The sequence below is a fragment of the Pseudomonas sp. I2 genome (assembly GCF_040984075.1).
Lineage (GTDB): Bacteria > Pseudomonadota > Gammaproteobacteria > Pseudomonadales > Pseudomonadaceae > Aquipseudomonas > Aquipseudomonas guariconensis_B.
In genome coordinates this window covers 49,331-67,625 of the sequence record NZ_JBCGFQ010000025.1, presented here as the reverse complement: position 1 = coordinate 67,625, position 18,295 = coordinate 49,331, and the positions used below count along the sequence as shown (strand labels likewise).

General features: G+C 64.8%; 18 protein-coding genes. 12 read left to right on the top strand and 6 right to left on the bottom strand.

Going from position 1 to position 18,295, the window contains the following annotated elements; all coding sequences use genetic code 11:
* The first annotated feature begins 182 nt into the window (after positions 1 to 182).
* Together WCE05_RS14670 and WCE05_RS14665 are read left to right on the top strand one after the other, a co-directional pair.
* The gene (locus WCE05_RS14670; RefSeq protein ID WP_225789969.1) at positions 183 to 902 is read left to right on the top strand and encodes a carbonic anhydrase; all 720 of its coding nucleotides are present in this window, start codon (positions 183 to 185) and stop codon (positions 900 to 902) included.
* Between the two features lie 202 nt (positions 903 to 1,104).
* Positions 1,105 to 2,634: a SulP family inorganic anion transporter gene (locus WCE05_RS14665; RefSeq protein ID WP_368816102.1), complete on the top strand. Its 1,530-nt coding sequence runs from the start codon at positions 1,105 to 1,107 to the stop codon at positions 2,632 to 2,634.
* Positions 2,635 to 2,636: 2 nt separating this feature from the next.
* On the opposite strand, the gene WCE05_RS14660 is transcribed toward WCE05_RS14665, so the two are convergent.
* Positions 2,637 to 3,725 (bottom strand): hypothetical protein, encoded by a 1,089-nt coding sequence (locus tag WCE05_RS14660; protein ID WP_368816101.1) that lies wholly within the window; start codon positions 3,723 to 3,725, stop codon positions 2,637 to 2,639.
* 103 nt (positions 3,726 to 3,828) lie between these two features.
* Positions 3,829 to 4,473 (bottom strand): hypothetical protein, encoded by a 645-nt coding sequence (locus WCE05_RS14655; RefSeq protein ID WP_225789972.1) that lies wholly within the window; start codon positions 4,471 to 4,473, stop codon positions 3,829 to 3,831.
* 368 nt (positions 4,474 to 4,841) lie between these two features.
* On the opposite strand from WCE05_RS14655, the gene coxB reads away from it, so the two are divergent.
* From coxB to WCE05_RS14635, 4 genes are read left to right on the top strand one after another with little or no spacing between them, the layout of a single operon-like run.
* Positions 4,842 to 5,969: a cytochrome c oxidase subunit II gene (coxB, locus tag WCE05_RS14650; RefSeq protein WP_225789973.1), complete on the top strand. Its 1,128-nt coding sequence runs from the start codon at positions 4,842 to 4,844 to the stop codon at positions 5,967 to 5,969.
* Positions 5,970 to 6,021: 52 nt separating this feature from the next.
* On the top strand, positions 6,022 to 7,611 hold the full coding sequence (ctaD, locus tag WCE05_RS14645; RefSeq protein WP_225789974.1) for a cytochrome c oxidase subunit I: 1,590 nt from the start codon (positions 6,022 to 6,024) through the stop codon (positions 7,609 to 7,611).
* Between the two features lie 10 nt (positions 7,612 to 7,621).
* Positions 7,622 to 8,188, top strand: coding sequence for a cytochrome c oxidase assembly protein (locus WCE05_RS14640; protein WP_225789975.1), 567 nt, complete (start codon positions 7,622 to 7,624; stop codon positions 8,186 to 8,188).
* Between the two features lie 16 nt (positions 8,189 to 8,204).
* Entirely contained in the window at positions 8,205 to 9,092 is an 888-nt protein-coding gene (locus tag WCE05_RS14635) for a cytochrome c oxidase subunit 3 (RefSeq protein WP_225789976.1), read from the top strand.
* Positions 9,093 to 9,113: 21 nt separating this feature from the next.
* Here WCE05_RS14635 and WCE05_RS14630 read toward each other — a convergent pair whose 3' ends face one another.
* Entirely contained in the window at positions 9,114 to 9,317 is a 204-nt protein-coding gene (locus tag WCE05_RS14630; protein WP_225789977.1) for a twin transmembrane helix small protein, read from the bottom strand.
* A 63-nt stretch (positions 9,318 to 9,380) separates the two neighbouring features.
* Between WCE05_RS14630 and WCE05_RS14625 the strand changes: the two genes are divergently transcribed.
* The 5 genes from WCE05_RS14625 to WCE05_RS14605 are packed head-to-tail and all read left to right on the top strand — an operon-like array spanning position 9,381 to position 13,267.
* The gene (locus WCE05_RS14625; protein ID WP_253091316.1) at positions 9,381 to 10,121 is read left to right on the top strand and encodes an SURF1 family protein; all 741 of its coding nucleotides are present in this window, start codon (positions 9,381 to 9,383) and stop codon (positions 10,119 to 10,121) included.
* Positions 10,087 to 10,671 carry a hypothetical protein gene (locus WCE05_RS14620; protein ID WP_253091315.1) on the top strand — a complete coding sequence of 195 codons (585 nt, stop codon included), beginning with the start codon at positions 10,087 to 10,089 and terminating at the stop codon, positions 10,669 to 10,671. Before WCE05_RS14625 ends, WCE05_RS14620 begins: the two co-directional genes overlap by 35 nt.
* A 9-nt stretch (positions 10,672 to 10,680) precedes the next feature.
* Positions 10,681 to 11,754 (top strand): heme A synthase, encoded by a 1,074-nt coding sequence (locus WCE05_RS14615; protein ID WP_225789980.1) that lies wholly within the window; start codon positions 10,681 to 10,683, stop codon positions 11,752 to 11,754.
* On the top strand, positions 11,739 to 12,638 hold the full coding sequence (gene cyoE / locus WCE05_RS14610; RefSeq protein ID WP_225789981.1) for a heme o synthase: 900 nt from the start codon (positions 11,739 to 11,741) through the stop codon (positions 12,636 to 12,638). The genes WCE05_RS14615 and cyoE overlap by 16 nt, the downstream gene beginning before the upstream one ends.
* Positions 12,635 to 13,267: an SCO family protein gene (locus WCE05_RS14605; RefSeq protein WP_225789982.1), complete on the top strand. Its 633-nt coding sequence runs from the start codon at positions 12,635 to 12,637 to the stop codon at positions 13,265 to 13,267. Before cyoE ends, WCE05_RS14605 begins: the two co-directional genes overlap by 4 nt.
* A gap of 103 nt (positions 13,268 to 13,370) precedes the next feature.
* Here the strand turns inward: WCE05_RS14605 and WCE05_RS14600 are convergent, their stop codons facing one another.
* From WCE05_RS14600 to WCE05_RS14590, 3 genes are all read right to left on the bottom strand, one after another.
* Positions 13,371 to 14,141, bottom strand: coding sequence for a MetQ/NlpA family ABC transporter substrate-binding protein (locus tag WCE05_RS14600; RefSeq protein ID WP_225789983.1), 771 nt, complete (start codon positions 14,139 to 14,141; stop codon positions 13,371 to 13,373).
* A gap of 64 nt (positions 14,142 to 14,205) precedes the next feature.
* Positions 14,206 to 14,877 (bottom strand): methionine ABC transporter permease, encoded by a 672-nt coding sequence (locus tag WCE05_RS14595; protein WP_225789984.1) that lies wholly within the window; start codon positions 14,875 to 14,877, stop codon positions 14,206 to 14,208.
* Positions 14,877 to 15,884 carry a methionine ABC transporter ATP-binding protein gene (locus WCE05_RS14590; RefSeq protein WP_225789985.1) on the bottom strand — a complete coding sequence of 336 codons (1,008 nt, stop codon included), beginning with the start codon at positions 15,882 to 15,884 and terminating at the stop codon, positions 14,877 to 14,879. The genes WCE05_RS14595 and WCE05_RS14590 overlap by 1 nt, the downstream gene beginning before the upstream one ends.
* A gap of 173 nt (positions 15,885 to 16,057) precedes the next feature.
* On the opposite strand from WCE05_RS14590, the gene katE reads away from it, so the two are divergent.
* Positions 16,058 to 18,253 (top strand): catalase HPII, encoded by a 2,196-nt coding sequence (gene katE, locus WCE05_RS14585; protein WP_368816100.1) that lies wholly within the window; start codon positions 16,058 to 16,060, stop codon positions 18,251 to 18,253.
* Positions 18,254 to 18,295 lie beyond the last annotated feature (42 nt).

The window sequence follows — 18,295 nt, the reverse complement described above, 5'->3', positions numbered from 1 at the left end:
CAGCTAGAACGCCCGTTCTAGAGCCTCCGAATTCAGTTTCAGTTAAGTTTTCCCCGGTAGCGTAGGAAATCAGTCCACAGAGACTGTGATCAATGGCCTGTGCGCGTCATCTAAACCCTGCATAGCCAGAATCTTTAACCGGTAAGATGGAATTTGCCTACAAACCGTCAAGAGGATGAATCATGCCCGTCAAGGACCCCTCCAAGGCCGTCCCGGCTGCACCCGCCGAAAGCGCCGATGCTGCCCTGAAGCATATCGTCGACGGCTTCCTGCGGTTTCATCACGATGTCTTTCCCGAGCAGCAGGAGCTGTTCAAGAAGCTCGCCACGGCACAAACGCCGCGCGCCATGTTCATCACCTGCGCCGACTCGCGCATCGTTCCCGAGCTGATCACCCAGAGCTCGCCGGGCGATCTGTTCGTGACCCGTAACGTCGGCAACGTCGTACCGCCCTACGGGCAGATGAACGGTGGCGTGTCCACCGCCATCGAGTACGCGGTGATGGCCTTGGGCGTGCATCACATCATCGTCTGCGGCCACTCCGACTGTGGTGCCATGCGGGCGGTGCTCAACCCTCACGCGCTGGAGAAGATGCCGACGGTCAAGGCCTGGTTGCGTCATGCCGAGGTCGCGCGCACGGTGGTCGAGGACAACTGCTCCTGTGGCAGCGAGCACGAAAGCATGCAGGTGCTGACCAAGGAAAACGTCATCGCCCAGTTGCATCACCTGCGCACCCACCCTTCGGTCGCTTCTCGCCTGGCGGCTGGCCAGCTGTACATCCATGGTTGGGTCTACGACATCGAGACCAGCCAGATCGAAGCCTACGATGCCGCCAGCGACAGCTTCCTGCCGCTAGCCGCAGGCGAACCGATCCCCTGCGCTACACCGAGAGGCCGCTACTAGGCTACACGCCTCAAGCGACCCGAACACCTCTGCATGACGTCCTGATCGCCGGCCGCACCCTCGTGGTGTGGTCCGGTTATCGGCTGCCTTGAATTCCCTGGATACCTTGCCGGCCTCGCTGGCGGCGCGCCCCTGCGCGCGATTCAGGGATCCCCGTGTCCCGGCCAGAGGAATGGCCGTGCAACTGAAAGTAAGGAGCTTCATGGTGAACAAGACACAGATCAAAGCGGCCCTGCCGCGCGAATTGCTGGCCTCGGTCGTGGTCTTTCTGGTGGCCCTGCCCCTGTGCATGGGTATCGCGATCGCCTCGGGCATGCCGCCGGCCAAAGGGCTGATCACTGGCATCATCGGTGGCATCGTGGTCGGTTTCCTGGCCGGTTCGCCGCTGCAGGTCAGCGGCCCGGCCGCCGGCCTGGCGGTGCTGGTGTTCGAGCTGGTGCGCCAACATGGCATGGCCATGCTCGGGCCGATCCTCCTGCTGGCAGGGTTGCTGCAACTGCTGGCCGGGCGCTTGCGCCTGGGCTGCTGGTTCCGCGTCACCGCGCCGGCTGTGGTCTACGGCATGCTCGCCGGTATCGGCGTGCTGATCGTGCTGTCCCAGGTGCATGTGATGTTCGACACCGCGCCGCAGCCCTCTGGCGTCGAAAACCTGCTGGGCTTTCCCGCCACGCTGGCCTCGGCATTGCCCCAGGAGAGCGCCGGCAGCGGCTGGCAGGCCGGTGCGCTGGGGCTGGGGACCATCGCCCTGATGTGGGGCTGGGAGCGCTGGCGGCCCCAGCGCCTGCGTTTCTTGCCGGGTGCCCTGCTCGGCGTGGCGGCGATGACGGCCATCAGCCTGTGGCTGGCGCTGCCGGTGAAGCGGGTGCAGGTACCGGCCGACCTGTCCGAGGCCATCGATTGGTTGCGCCCGCATGACTTGCTCGCGCTGGCCGACCCGACCCTGCTGGTGGCCGCCCTGGCCCTGGCGTTCATCGCCAGCGCCGAGACCCTGCTGTCCGCCGCCGCGGTCGACCGCATGCACAGCGGCCAGCGCTCGGACTTCGACCGTGAACTGTCGGCGCAAGGTGTAGGCAACATGCTCTGCGGCTTGCTGGGCGCACTGCCGATGACCGGGGTGATCGTGCGCAGCTCGGCCAACGTCCAGGCCGGGGCGCAGACACGCTGGTCGGCGATCTTCCATGGCGTGTGGCTGCTGGCCTTCGTGGTGGCCTTGAGCAGCGTCTTGCAGCAGATTCCGGTGGCGAGCCTGGCTGGCGTGCTGGTCTATACCGGCGTGAAGCTGGTGGATTTCAAGGCGTTGCGCGGCCTTGGCCGCTACGGGCGCATGCCGATGTTCACCTATGCCGCCACCGCCTTGGCGATCATCTTCACCGACCTGCTCACCGGTGTACTCCTAGGTTTCGCCCTGACGCTACTGAAGCTGGCGCTCAAGGCCGCGCGGCTGAAGATCAACCTGGTCCACCTCGACCGTCCCGGGCACATGGAACTGCGCCTGAGCGGGGCGGCGACCTTCCTCAAGGTCCCTGCCCTGACCCAGGTACTCGACAGCGTGCCGCCCGGCACCACGTTGCATGTCCCGCTGGCCAACCTGACCTACATCGACCATTCCTGCCTGGAATTGCTCGAGGATTGGGGCAAGGCCAGCCAGGCCAGCGGTTGCAGCCTGCGTATCGAGCAGCGTGGCCTCAAGCGCAGGATCGAAGGGCGCTTGCGCAGCGCTGCGGGCGCCTGACCTCAGGCGTCCACTTCCTTCATCTGCGGCGCACCCGGCCAGGTACCGGTCAGGTTGACGACCCGGGTGCCGCCGAGCCACTCGGTGGCAGGCGTGTTCCAGGTGAGCGCCTGGCGGGTGTTCTTGCCGAGGTTGATGAACTCGGCGACGAGTGTCATCCGGGTGGCTGTCAGCGGGATATCGCTGAAGCTGGCGGAGCTGCCGCCGACGATGGTCCGGGTGTCTTCGACCGGGCCATTGGGGGTTTCGTACGACAAGGTGACCCGGGTGGTGTAGGTGGTGAAGGCCGAGGCCTTGCTGTCGACCACCAGGCTCAACACACCCATCTTGCGGATCCAGTTGGGCACCAGCACCCTGCTGCCGGCGAAGGATGCGAAGCCATAGGCGACGGGCAGCGGCTCGCTGGCCACCTCGCCGCTTCTTGCCGGCAAGGTGTGCGACTCGATCGCGCTGCTGTCGCTGGTGACGATGAAGCTGGCGTTGCCCTTGCCGGAGATGCCGTCCTCGCCGAGCAACCTGTTCAGGCCGCTGGCGCTGCCGGCGAGGGAGAACCGGGCGTTGCGTTTCTTGGCGCCGGCATTGACGCCGCTCTGGGCATAGACCACCGTGGTCACCACGCCGAAGCCTTCGGAAATGCCGGCGGCGGTGGCCATGTTCACCCGCCTGGCGTGATCCAGCAGCCAGTCGTAGCTGTCGTGCAGCAGCGTGAGGTTGCTGAGGCTGCGTTCACCGCTGAGGGCGAACTCCGAGGCGATGGATTCCTCGCGGTCGAAGCTCCATTCGATGGCGGCATCCGGCTGCACCTGGGCGCCGGTGGCCGGGTCGTAGACCATTCCCGCCACGCTCGTCTTGACTTCGCGGCGCTGTACGCCGCTCGAGCTGATCTGCCACTTGCGGCCCTGCTGGCTGCTCGATACTTCTGCGCCGGGCAATTGTTCGCAGACGAGCCTGAAGTCACCCGAGGCCGGGTCGACGATGCCGACCGCGCCTGGCTGGATGTTGGGGTTCAGGGCCCAGTTGCCCCAGAGCGTCGGCCGGCTGCCGCGCAGCAGGTCGGTATAGATTCGATTCCACTGGATCGTCATTGTCATCACCTGTTCGATGGGTCGGGGCCGCCCTTGCGGCGGCCGGATGACAGTAGCGATCGAGTACGAGGGGCAGCAGCGGGACGCCTTTCCCAGCCGCCTCGGTGCGTCAGGAGGGTTGCAGGGCAAGGTCCACGTTCAGTTGCCGCGACAGGCACGGCCAGCGTTTCCAGGCTTCGCCGGTCGCGGGGCTGCACAGGGTCTCGCGGTAGGTCTCCACCGACTCCACGGCAAAGCTCTCGTCGTCGAGCAACTCGTCCACCGAGTGGTGCACCACCTCGTCCAGCTGGTTGGCGAAGGTCTCGCCGATCAACTGATGGGCGATCAGGTTGGCCACGGTGGTATCGAGGGGGATCAGCGGTTGCTGGAAATGACGGATGTACAGGTCATTGACCTCTTCGACCAGGCGATGGGCCAGGTAGGCCTCGTCCAGCAGGCAGTCGAGGCCGACATGCCCTTGCATGACGCTCGGAGGCTGGAGGAAATAGGCTTCGGCGATCTTCAGCACCGGCTTGATCTGCGACTCGATGCCGGCCTCGCGGGCCACTGCATGCGCAGCTTCCAGCAACTCCGGGACTTGGTCGATATAGGCGCTGACGAAACGCGTCAAGGTACCCTGGGCGTCCTGCTCCGGCAGTCGGATCGACGGATGCAGGTGGGGCAGTTGCTGCTCGAGGCGTACTTTCAATTGGCCGGTCTGGCTTTCATGTTGATGGGCTTGGCTGATCTGCTCGCGTACAGCGGCGATGTTCATGACAACTCCAGGGACAAGGCGTTACAAACGGAAGACACTAAGTTAGCTTGCTTACGAGAATGCCTAAGACGCATTTGTTATAACCGAAAGACACGCCTGCATAAGCAGTTATATCAATGTGCCATCATTGTGCCCCGAGCCGTTGAGCACGGGGTTTACAGGCGATCCGGCGGAATCATGAAGTTCATTTCATGGCCTTCGTTGCGTGCCATTGGTCGGTGTCTATACTCCGGTTGAACGTGATTCGTTGATGAGGCCCGACTGCTGTCGCAGGGGCTCGGTCGTCGAAGTAGGCAGTCTTGGCCGCCGTCCCCCCTTGCCGTAGGTCCACGCCTCCGGGACAACAAGAACGATAAGGGGAACCCGCAATGATGCGACATCCACATGTCTGGATGGGCCTCCTGTTGTGGTTGGGATTCGGTCAGGCGCACGCTGCCTGGACCGTGAACATGGCTCCGGGGGCCACGGAAGTCTCCAGCGCCGTGTTCGACCTGCACATGACCATCTTCTGGATCTGTGTGGTCATCGGCATCGTGGTGTTCGGCGCGATGTTCTGGTCGATGGTCATCCACCGTCGCTCCACCGGCCAGGAGCCTGCTCACTTCCACGAGCACACCTGGGTGGAGATCCTCTGGACCATCGTCCCCTTCCTGATCCTCGTGGCCATGGCCATCCCGGCCACCAAGACACTGATCGACATCTACGACGCCAGCGACTCGGACATCGACATCCAGGTCACCGGCTATCAATGGAAATGGCACTACAAGTACCTGGGCCAGGACGTGGAGTTCTTCAGCAACATCGCCACCCCCGCCGAGCAGATCCGCAACCAGGCGCCCAAGGGCGAGCACTACCTGCTGGAAGTCGACCAGCCGCTGGTCTTGCCGGTCGGGGCCAAGGTGCGCTTTCTGGTGACTGCCGCCGATGTCATCCACTCCTGGTGGGTGCCGGCCTTCGCGGTCAAGCGCGACGCCATTCCCGGCTTCGTCAACGAAGCCTGGACGCGCATCGAGAAACCCGGCATCTACCGCGGCCAGTGCACCGAGCTGTGCGGCAAGGACCATGGCTTCATGCCGGTGGTGGTCGAGGTCAAGTCGCAGGCCGACTACGACACCTGGCTCGGCGAGCGCAAGGCCGAGGCGGCCAAGCTCAAGGAGCTGACCAGCAAGGAGTGGACCCTGGAGGAGCTGGTCGAGCGTGGCGACAAGGTCTACCACACCGCCTGCGTGGCCTGTCACCAGGCCGAGGGCCAGGGCCTGCCGCCGATGTTCCCGGCACTCAAGGGCTCGAAGATCGCCACTGGCCCCAAGGAAGACCACCTGGGCATCGTGTTCCACGGCAAGCCTGGCACTGCCATGGCCGCGTTCGGCAAGCAGCTCTCGGAAGTCGACATCGCCGCCGTGGTCACCTACGAGCGCAATGCCTGGGGCAACAACAAGGGCGATATGGTCACGCCGAAGGATGTGCTGGCGCTCAAGCAGGCAGAAGGCCAATGAGCCGGGTCGACGGGTGTTCCCGCAACAGCCACCGGATTGCAGGAGACAGGACATGAGTGCAGTGATCGACGACCACGCCCAAGGCCATGAGCATGCCCACGGCCCGGCCAAGGGCCTGATGCGCTGGGTGCTGACCACCAACCACAAGGACATCGGCACGATGTACCTGTGGTTCAGCTTCGCCATGTTCCTGCTCGGCGGCTCGTTCGCCATGGTGATCCGCGCCGAGCTGTTCCAGCCCGGCCTGCAGATCGTGGAACCTGAGTTCTTCAACCAGATGACCACCATGCATGGCCTGATCATGGTGTTCGGGGCAGTGATGCCGGCATTCGTGGGCCTGGCCAACTGGATGATCCCGCTGATGATCGGCGCGCCGGACATGGCCTTGCCACGGATGAACAACTTCAGCTTCTGGCTGCTGCCGGCGGCTTTCCTGCTGTTGGTCTCGACCTTGTTCAGCGCCGGCGGCGGGCCGAATTTCGGCTGGACCTTCTACGCTCCGCTGTCGACCACCTACGCGCCGGCCAGCGTGACCTTCTTCATCTTCGCCATCCACCTGATGGGCATCAGCTCGATCATGGGCGCGATCAACGTGATCGCCACCGTGCTCAACCTGCGTGCGCCAGGCATGACCCTGATGAAGATGCCGCTGTTCGTCTGGACCTGGCTGATCACCGCGTTCCTGCTCATCGCAGTGATGCCGGTGCTGGCCGGCGTGGTGACCATGATGCTGATGGACATCCACTTCGGCACCAGCTTCTTCAGCGCCGCCGGCGGTGGTGACCCGGTGCTGTTCCAGCATGTGTTCTGGTTCTTCGGCCACCCCGAGGTGTACATCATGATCCTGCCGGCCTTCGGCGCGGTCAGTTCGATCATCCCGGCGTTCTCGCGCAAGCCGCTGTTCGGCTACACCTCCATGGTCTATGCCACCGGGGCGATCGCCTTCCTGTCGTTCATCGTCTGGGCCCACCACATGTTCGTGGTCGGCATCCCGGTGGTGGGCGAGCTGTTCTTCATGTACGCCACCATGCTGATCGCCGTGCCTACCGGGGTGAAGGTGTTCAACTGGGTCAGCACCATGTGGCAGGGTGCGCTGACCTTCGAGGCGCCGATGCTGTTCGCCGTGGCCTTCGTCATCCTGTTCACCATCGGCGGCTTCTCCGGGCTGATGCTGGCCATCGCGCCGGCGGACTTCCAGTACCACGACACCTACTTCGTCGTCGCCCACTTCCACTATGTGCTGGTGCCCGGGGCGATCTTCGGCATCTTCGCCTCGGCCTACTACTGGCTGCCGAAGTGGACCGGGCACATGTACGACGAAACCTTGGCCAAACTGCACTTCTGGCTGTCGTTCATCGGTATGAACATGGCGTTCTTCCCCATGCACTTCGTGGGCCTGGCCGGCATGCCGCGGCGGATCCCGGACTACAACCTGCAGTTCGCCGATTTCAACATGGTCTCGTCGATTGGCGCCTTCACCTTCGGCGCCACGCAGTTCCTGTTCCTGTTCATCGTCATCAAGTGCATCCGCGGCGGCGCGCCGGCACCGGCCAAGCCCTGGGATGGCGCCGACGGGCTGGAGTGGACGGTGCCTTCGCCGGCGCCCTACCACACCTTCCAGACGCCGCCGGACGTGAAGTAGGAGGTCGAACATGGAAGGCCTGTCGCTCAAACGCCTGGTCACGCGCCTGCTGATGCTGACGGTGGTGATGTTCGCCTTCGGCTTCGCCCTGGTGCCGATCTACGACGTCATGTGCCAGGCCTTCGGCATCAACGGCAAGACCGGCGGGCAGTACCAGGGCAGCCAGGTCAGCGACCCGACGCGCACCGTGCGGGTGCAGTTCATGTCGACCAATGCCAGCGACATGGTCTGGGAGTTCCATTCCACCGCCGACCAGCTCGAGGTCAACCCGGGGGCGGTCAACCAGATGGTCTTCGTCGCCCGTAACCCGACCGATCGGCCCATGAGTGCCCAGGCCATCCCCAGCATCACCCCGGCCGAGGCCGCGGCGTACTTCCACAAGACCGAGTGCTTCTGTTTCACCCAGCAGGTGCTGCAACCCGGCGAGCGCATCGAGATGCCGGTGCGTTTCATCGTCGACCGCGACCTGCCGGCCAACGTGAAGCACCTGACACTGGCCTACACCTTGTTCGATATCACCGCTCGCCACCCGCCGGTCGCCCATGTCGCGGCCCAGGACGTCCAGGGCGCCCGTTAAGGGAAGGAGAACAACAATGGCAAGTCACGAGCACTACTACGTCCCGGCGCAGAGCAAGTGGCCGATCATCGCCACGATCGGCCTGCTCATCACGGTGTTCGGCCTGGGCACCTGGTTCAACGACCTCAAGGCCGGCCACGAGGCGTCCCATGGGCCGTGGATCTTCTTCGTCGGCGCGCTGTTCTTGGCCTACATGCTGTTCGGCTGGTTCGGCGCGGTGGTCAAGGAGAGCCGTGCGGGGTTGTACAGTGCGCAGATGGACCGCTCGTTCCGCTGGGGCATGAGCTGGTTCATCTTCTCCGAGGTGATGTTCTTCCTGGCCTTCTTCGGCGCGCTGTTCTACGTGCGGGTGCTGGCCGGGCCCTGGCTCGGCGGCGAGGGCGACAAGGGCGTCTCGCAGATGCTCTGGCCCGGCTTCGAGTTCGCCTGGCCGCTGCTCAACACACCGGACCCGAAGCTGTTCCCGCCACCCAAGGACATCATCGACCCCTGGCACCTGCCACTGATCAACACCATCCTGCTGGTCAGCTCCAGCGTGACCATCACCATCGCCCACCATGCCCTGCGCAAGGGGCATCGTGGCCCACTGAAGCTGTGGCTGGGGCTGACCATCCTGCTCGGGCTGTCGTTCCTGGCGTTGCAGGCCTACGAGTACTACGAGGCCTATGCCCACCTGGGGCTGACCTTGGGTTCGGGGATCTACGGCGCGACCTTCTTCATGCTCACGGGCTTTCACGGCGCCCACGTGACCTTGGGCTCCTTGATATTGATCGTGATGCTCGTGCGTGTGCTGCGCGGGCATTTCAACCCCGACAAGCACTTCGGTTTCGAGGCGGCCAGCTGGTACTGGCACTTCGTCGATGTGGTCTGGGTCGGGTTGTTCATCTTCGTGTATGTACTGTAGCAGGGGGCTCCTGCACAGGATTCAGAACGGCGCGTGCGAGACGAGCTGCCCGCTGATGAAGCCCCAGGCGACCAGGCCGATGGTCAGCGCCGCGAGGGTGACGCGCACGGTCAGGGCCTTGAGCAGGCGGGTCGAGTGTTCGTCGTCCTTGACCAGGAACACCAGCCCGCTGAACAGGCTGGCGATGGTGGCCAACAGCATCAGGACAATCGCAGCCTTGAGCATGGCGATACTCCGGGGGAATGCAGTGATGGTTTCAAGTATAGCGATCGACCTTGCGAGGCCGTGGTGAAGCCGTTTCGCCCTGGCCTGGTACCGACCCTGGTGGTGCTTGCCCTGCTGCCGGGGTTGATCGCGCTCGGCAGTTGGCAACTGCGCCGAGCGGACGAAAAGCGCCAGCTGCTCGACAGTTATGCCGAGCGTCGCGTCGAGGCGCCGGTGGCGGTCGCGCAGTTGCAGCAATTGCCTGACCCGGCCTTCCAGCGCGTACACCTGCACGGCCGCTTCGATGCCGCACACAGCCTGCTGCTGGACAACCGCCTGCGCGACGGCCAGGTCGGCGTCGAGCTGCTGCAACCCTTCCACGACCAGGCCAGCGGCCTGTGGCTGCTGGTCAACCGTGGCTGGCTGCCGTGGCCCGACCGCCGGGTGCCGGTGCGCTTCGATACCCCCGAACACCCCCTGACCCTCGACGCCTCGGTCTACGTGGCGCCGGGCAGCATCTTCCAACTGCACCCCGACCCGGCCGGCAAGCAGTGGCCGCACCTGCTCACCGCCATCGACCCTGCGCAAGTGTGGCAACAGCTCGGTCGCGAAGGTTTCCCCCATGAGCTGCGCCTCGAACCGGGGCCAGCCAGCTACCGGCTGGACTGGCCGGTGGTCGCCATGGGGCCGGAAAAACACCTGGGCTACGCCGTGCAGTGGTTCGCGTTGGCCACGGCGCTGGTGCTGCTCTACCTCTATTTCGGTTGGCACAACAACAAGGAGAACAACCATGGGCGCCGTCACGAGTCCACTGGGCGTGCCTGAACGCCACAAGTCCCGCGCGCGTGGGCGCTTGCAGCTGATCCTCATCCTGCTGGTGGCGCTGGGGCCGATGATCCTCGCCACCAGCATGTACAAGTTCAAGTTCTGGGTGCCGGAGGGCCGCAGTTACCACGGCGCGATGATCGGCAGCGGCGAAACCCGCGCCGACATTGGCATCGACGCCCAGGAGGAAGGCTGGCAACTGTTGGTCAGCGCGCCGCAAGCCTGTGCCCAGGATTGCCAGCAACTGGTGTACCTGGCCCGGCAGATCCAGATCGGCCTGGGCCGCGACGCTGGCCGTGCCAGCCATGCCCTGGCCGCCGCGCAGCCGCTGGACGCTGACTACCAGGCGTTGTTGGGCCGCGAATATCCGCAGCTGCAGCGTTATCCGCTCGACCTGCAACGCTACGGCCAGAAGGTCGGCGAGCCCGGCCCGCAGCTGTGGATCGTCGACCCCCACGGCAACCTGGTGCTGCGCTACGACGTCAAGGCCAAGGGCAAGCATGTGCTCGACGACCTGCGCCACCTGCTCAAACTGTCCAACATCGGCTAGGAGGCCGCCATGGCCAGACCCGGATACCGCCTCGCTGTGTTCGCCACCCTGCTGGCACTGCTGGTCGTCCTGCTCGGTGCCTATACCCGGCTGACCCACGCCGGCCTCGGCTGCCCCGACTGGCCGGGTTGCTATGGCTTCATCGGCGTGCCCAAGACCGAGGCGCAGTTGGCCCATGCCGAGCTGCACTTCCCGGAGCATCCGGTGGAGCAAGCCAAGGGCTGGGCAGAGATGGTCCATCGCTACTTCGCCGGCACCCTGGCGCTGGTGATCGCCGTGCTGGCGTTCCAGGCGCTGAGGCGCCATGCCCGTGATGGCCAGCCCTATCGCCTGCCGCTGCTGTTGCTGGGCGTGGTGCTGGCGCAGGCGGTGTTCGGCATGTGGACGGTGACCCTCAAGCTCTGGCCCCAGGTGGTCACTGCGCACCTGCTCGGCGGCTTCACCACCCTGAGCCTGTTGTTCCTGCTGTCCCTGCGTCTATCCCGGGCCTTCGCGCCCTTGCCCAAGCTGCCGCTGAGCCTGCGGCGGGTGGCGGCGCTGGCATTGCTGGTGGTGATCGGGCAGATCGCCTTGGGGGGGTGGGTCAGCGCCAACTATGCGGCGGTCGCTTGTATCGACCTGCCCACCTGCCACGGCCAGTGGTGGCCAGCGGCGGACTTCAGCAACGGCTTCCACCTGACCCAGCACGTCGGCCCGAACTACCTGGGCGGGCAACTGGACAGCGATGCGCGTACCGCTATCCACATCAGCCACCGGCTCGGTGCGTTGCTGGTCATCGCCGTGTTGCTGCTGCTCAGCTGGAAGCTGCACCGCAACGCTCTTTCCGGCCTGGCCCGCCTGGTGCTGCTGGCGCTGGCCGTGCAGGTGGGCCTGGGCATCAGCAACGTGCTGTTGCACCTGCCCCTGGGCGTGGCGGTGGCGCACAACGCCGGCGGTGCCGCGTTGTTGCTGTGCATGGTGCTGGTGAACTACCGGATCCGCGTGGTCGACAAGGTCCGCATCACGCAGGGCTGGCGCCTGACACCGGTGACCGGCGTGGGGCTCTCCCAGCACATGAGGGGTGATTCGTGGCGACGCTTCTGAGCGAGCGCAGACGGCGGGCCGGTTGGCGCGACTACCTGGAACTGACCAAGCCCAAGGTGGTGGTGCTGATGCTGATCACCTCGCTGGTGGGCATGTTCCTCGCTACCCGTGCCGGGGTGGCGTGGAGCGTGCTGCTGTTCGGCAACCTGGGCATCGGCCTGTGCGCGGGCGGCGCGGCGGTGGTCAACCATGTGGTGGATCGGCGCATCGATGCGCTGATGGCCCGTACCCACCGGCGCCCGCTGGCCGAAGGGCGGGTCGCGCCGCTGCCGGCGCTGGGCTTCGCTCTGGCCTTGGCGGTGCTGGGCATGGCCCTGCTGCTGGTGTTCACCAATGCCCTCACCGCTTGGCTGACGTTGGCCTCGTTGCTCGGCTACGCGGTGATCTACACGGGCTTTCTCAAGCGTGCCACCCCGCAGAACATCGTGATCGGCGGCCTGGCCGGTGCGGCGCCGCCGCTGTTGGGTTGGGTGGCGGTCAGCGGCCATGTCGGCGCCGAGCCGCTGCTGCTGGTGCTGATCATCTTCGCCTGGACCCCGCCGCACTTCTGGGCCCTGGCCATCCACCGCAAGGAGGAGTACGCCAAGGCCGACATTCCCATGCTGCCGGTGACCCATGGCGAGCGCTACACCAAGCTGCACATCCTGCTCTATACCTTGGTGTTGCTGGCGGTGAGCCTGCTGCCCTATGCCATCCACATGAGCGGCCCGTTGTACCTGGCGTGTGCCCTCGTGCTGGGGCTGCGCTTTGTCCACTGGGCCTGGGTGTTGTACCGTGGCACCAGGCCGCACGCTGCGATCGGGACCTTCAAGTACTCTATCGGGTACCTGTTCCTGCTGTTCATCGCACTGCTCTTGGACCACTACCTGTTGCTGAATCTATGACCCGAACCCAGAAAACCGTTTTCATCCTCGTCGCCGTGGTCGCCCTGATCCTCGGCCTGACCGTCAACAAGGTGCTCAACGGCCGCAGCGAGGCGAACCCGGCCGAACTGATCGACGCCGGCATCATTCTCCTGCCCCAGAGCCGCACCGTGCCGGACGTGAAGATGAGGGACCAGGAAGGCCGGCCGGTGGAGCTGGACGAGCTCAAGGGCAAGTGGTCGTTGCTGTTCTTCGGCTATACCTACTGCCCGGACATCTGCCCGACTACCCTGGCCCAGCTGCGCCAGGTGAAGAGCGAGCTGCCCAAGGAGGCGCTGGAGCGGTTGCAGGTGGTGCTGGTGAGTGTCGACCCGAATCGCGATACGCCGGACCAGCTCAAGCAGTACCTGGGGTACTTCGACAAGGACTTCCTCGGATTGGCGGGCACCCTCGAGGACACCCAGGCATTGGCCAATGCCCTGAGCATTCCGTTCATTCCGGCGGATACCAGCAAGCCGGGGTATACCGTGGATCACAGTGGCAACCTGGCGATCGTCGGGCCGGATGGGCGCCAGCGGGGGTTCATCCGGGCGCCGTTCAACAACCAGAAGCTGGTGGCGCAGTTGCCGGGGTTGGTCAAGCGGGACTGAGTATCGGCTGATTTGGGGCCGCTTCGCGTCCCATCGTCGGCGTACCGGCGATGGGCTGCAAAGCAGCCCTGCTGAACTGACCGGCCCAGAGAACTTGGCGCAATCAGAACGCCGGAATCACCGCGCCTTTGTACTTCTCGGTGATGAACTGCTTCACCTCGGGCGAATGCAGGGCATCGGCCAGCTTCTTCATGGCCTGCGAGTCCTTGTTGTCCGGGCGGGCGACCAGGATGTTCACGTAGGGCGAGTCGCTACCCTCGATGACCAGCGCATCCTTTTCGGGGTTGAGCTTGGCTTCCAGCGCATAGTTGGTGTTGATCAGCGCCAGGTCCACCTGGGTCAGCACGCGCGGGATGGTGGCCGCTTCCAGCTCGCGGAACTTCAGGCCCTTGTCGTTAGCGGTGATGTCCTTGACGGTGGACAGGATGTTCTTGTTGTCCTTGAGCGCGATCACGCCGGCCTTGTCGAGCAGCAGCAGGGCGCGGCCGCCGTTGGTGGCATCGTTGGGGATGACCACGGTGGCGCCGGACGGCAGTTCGTCGAGCTTCTTGATCTTGCTGGAGTAGGCGCCCAGCGGCTCCAGGTGCACGCCGGTGACGCTGACCAGTTCGGTGCCCTTGGACTTGTTGAACTCGTCCAGGTACGGCTGGTGCTGGAAGAAGTTGGCGTCCAGGCGCTTCTCGGCCACCTGTACGTTCGGCTGGATGTAGTCGGTGAACTCCTTGACCTTCAGTTCCACGCCAGCTTTCTCCAGCTGCGGCTTCACGAAGTTGAGGATTTCCGCGTGAGGCACCGGGGTGGCGGCGACGGTCAGGGTTTCGGCGTTGGCCGAGAAGGCCGCGACGGCGGCCACGACAGCAAGCAGTTTCTTCATCGATCACTCCTTGTGAGGGCCGCGACGGCCCCCGAACGGGTCGGCCAGGCCGACCCCATTGGGGTTACTTACGGGAAAAGTGCACGACCAGTTTGTCGCCGACGCTCTGCAGAACTTGAACCAGGACCAGCAGGAGCACCACGGTGACCACCATCACGTCGGTCTGGAAGCGCTGGTAGCCGAAGCGGATGGCCAGGTCGCCCAGGCCGCCCGCGCCCACCACGCCGGCCATGGCGGTGTACGACACCAGGGTGATGGCGGTGACGGTGATGGCCGCGAAGATGCCCGGCCGGGCCTCTGGCAACAGCGCGTTCATGATGATCTGGCGGGTGGTGGCGCCCATCGACTGGGTCGCCTCGATGATGCCGCGGTCCACTTCGCGCAGGGCGGTTTCCACCAGGCGCGCGAAGAACGGCGTGGCACCCACCACCAGCGGCGGGATGGCGCCGGCGACGCCCAGCGAGGTGCCGGTGATCAGCACGGTGACCGGAATCATGACGATCAGCAGGATGATGAACGGCAGCGAGCGCAGGATGTTGACGATCAGCGACAGCAGCGCGTACACGCCCCGCTGCTCGAACATCTGCCGTGGGCCGCAGAGGAACAGCAGCACGCCCAATGGCAGGCCCAGCAGCACGGTGAAGAACAGCGAGCCGAACAGCATGATCATGGTGTCGATGCTGGCCAGCCAGATCTCGGCCCAGTCGACGTTGGCGAAGAAATTCAGGGCGTCCATCAACGCAGTACCTCCATATGCACATCCGCTGCCTTGAAGCGCTCGAACGCCGCGTCCATGTCGCCACCGGTGACGGCCAGGGTCAGCTGTCCATAGGGGACGTCCTTGATGCGGTCGATACGCCCGGCGAGGATGCTGTAGTCCACGCCGGTCTCGCGGGCCACGGTGCCCAGCAGCGGGGCGTACGTGGCCTCGCCCTGGAAGGTCAGGCGCAGGATGCGCCCGGGCACGTGGGCGAAGTCGTCGCGCTGCTCGTTCTCGTCGACCTGCTCGTCTTCCTGGACGAAACGTCGGGTGGTCGGGTGCTGCGGATGCAGGAACACATCGGCCACCGGGCCTTGTTCGACGATCTGCCCGGCATCCATCACCGCCACGCGGTCGCAGACCCGGCGGATCACGTCCATCTCGTGGGTGATCAGCACGATGGTCAGCTTCAGCTCGCGGTTGATCTCGGCCAGCAGTTGCAACACCGACGCGGTGGTCTGCGGGTCGAGGGCGCTGGTGGCCTCGTCGCACAGCAGGATCTTCGGCCGGGTCGACAGGGCGCGGGCGATGCCCACGCGTTGCTTCTGGCCGCCGGAGAGTTGGGCCGGGTACTTGCGGGCATGGTCCGACAGGCCGACGCGGGCCAGCAGTTCGGCGACACGCTGGTCGATCTCGGCCCGCGACAGTTCGCCGGCCAGGGTCAGCGGCAGGGCGACGTTGTCGGCCACGGTCTTGGAGGCCAGCAGGTTGAAGTGCTGGAAGATCATCCCGACCTGCTGGCGGAAGCGACGCAGCTGGTTGGCGTCGAAGGCGGTGACGTCCTCGCCGTCGACGATGATCTTGCCGCCGCTCGGGGCCTCGAGGCGGTTGATCAGGCGCAGCAAGGTGCTCTTGCCTGCGCCGGAATGCCCGATCAGGCCGAACACCTGGCCGTTGTCGATGGTCAGGCTGGTCGGATTGAGGGCGGGGATATCCCTACCGGCGACACGGTAGGTCTTGTGGACATGTTGAAACTCGATCACTGAGCGAACCTTGTGGGGCGCATGGAATAGGGTCAGCGGTTAGCCGGGGCGCGCATTTTAGCCTTTTCCCATAGTTGTTCTTAGCATTTATTTCGTCATGAACCAATCCGGCCGGCATAACGCGACAACTGGTAATCCCGATTGAACGCTCGCGAACGCCTTCCAGTCACTAGTTGAACAAGCCCGATACGGGCTCGCTCAAGACTGATAAGGAGAGCCGAACCATGCCCAGCAAGAAGAAGGACATGCCCAGGGAAAGCCAGGTCGCCGGTACCACGACCCCCGACCGGGCCAACACCAATGCCAAGGTGCAGAGCCTGGAGGCGTTTCGCAGCGACGCCACCGGCCAGGCCTTGCGCACCAACCAGGGGGTGAAGATCGCCGATAACCAGAACACCCTCAAGGCCGGTGCGCGGGGGCCCTCGCTGCTCGAAGACTTCATCATGCGCGAGAAGATCACCCACTTCGACCATGAGCGTATCCCCGAGCGTATCGTCCACGCCCGCGGCACCGGCGCCCATGGCTACTTCCAGAGCTACGGCTGCCATGCGCAACTGACCAAGGCCGGGTTCCTCCAGGACCCCGAGAAGATCACGCCGGTCTTCGTGCGTTTCTCCACCGTGCAAGGCCCGCGCGGCTCTGGCGACACCGTGCGCGACGTGCGCGGCTTTGCCGTGAAGTTCTACACCGACGAGGGCAATTTCGACCTGGTGGGCAACAACATGCCGGTGTTCTTCATCCAGGATGCGATCAAGTTCCCGGACTTCGTCCACGCGGTGAAACCCGAGCCGCACAACGAGATCCCCACCGGTGGCTCGGCCCACGATACGTTCTGGGACTTCGTCTCGCTGGTGCCGGAGTCGGCCCACATGGTCATGTGGGCCATGTCGGACCGGGCCATCCCGCGCAGCTTGCGGATGATGGAAGGCTTTGGCGTGCACACCTTCCGCCTGATCAATGCCGAGGGTGTGGCCAGCCTGGTGAAGTTCCACTGGAAACCACGCCAGGGCGTGCACTCGGTGCTGTGGGACGAAGCCCAGAAGCTGGCAGGCAAGGATACCGACTACCACCGCCGTGACCTGTGGGACGCCATCGAGACCGGCGACTACCCGGAATGGGAACTGGGGGTGCAGATCGTGCCCGAGGCGGATGAGCACCGTTTCGACTTCGACCTGCTCGACCCGACCAAGATCATTCCCGAGGAACTGGTGCCGGTGACGCCGCTGGGCAAGATGGTGCTCAATCGCAATCCGGACAACTTCTTCGCCGAAGTCGAGCAGATCGCCTTTTGCCCCGGGCATATCGTGCCGGGCATCGACTTCACCAACGACCCCCTGCTGCAGGGCCGGTTGTTCTCCTACACCGACACCCAGCTCAGCCGCCTCGGTGGCCCGAACTTCCATGAGATCCCCATCAACCGGCCGATCGTGCCCAACCACAGCAGCCAGCGCGATGCCATGCACCGCATGACCCTCGACAAGGGACGTGCCTCCTACGAGCCCAACTCCATCGATGGTGGTTGGCCCAAGGAGACACCGCCGGCTCCGGAGGATGGCGGTTTCGAGAGCTACCAGGAGCGTATCGATGCGCACAAGATCCGCCAGCGCAGCGACTCCTTCAGCGACCACTTCTCCCAGGCACGGCTGTTCTACCAGAGCATGAGCCCCAACGAACAGCAGCACATCGTCAAGGCCTACAGCTTCGAGCTGGGCAAGGTGGAGCGCGAGGCGATCCGTGTACGCGAGGTCAACGAGATCCTGGCCAATATCGACCTTGGGCTGGCGGCGGCGGTGGCGGCCAATCTGGGCCTGCCTGCACCCAAGGCCGGTACCGTGCAGGTCAAGGGCTCGAAACCGGCGCAGTCACCGGCCTTGAGCCAGATGAACCATCCCGGCAGCGTGGGCATCAAGGGGCGCAAGATTGCCCTGCTGGTGGCCGATGGCGTGGAAGGCGCCAGCGTCGACAGGCTGGTCAAGGCCTTCGAGGCCGAGAGCGCACGGATTTTGGTGCTGGGGCCGACTTCGGCGCCGGTCAAGACCGCCGAAGGCAAGCCGTTGCCGGTGGATGCGTCGATGGAGGGGATGCCGTCGGTGATGATCGATGGGCTGTGGGTGCCAGCCGGCAAGGCGGCGCTGGATGCCCTGGGCGAGAGTGGGGTGGCCAAGCATTACCTGCTCGAGGCCTACAAGCATTTGAAGCCCATGGGCTTGGCCAGGGGCGCCAAGGCCTTGCTGGACAGGCTGGGGCTCAAGGAGGACGAGGGATTGCTACTGGGGGATGATCAGAAAGTGGTGGCGGCCTTCGTCAAGGTGCTGGAGCAGCACCGGGTGTGGGCGCGGGAGGCTGGAGTCGAGGGTATTCCTGCTTAAGGGGGCTGCTGTGCAGCCCATCGCCGGCTTGCCGGCGATGGG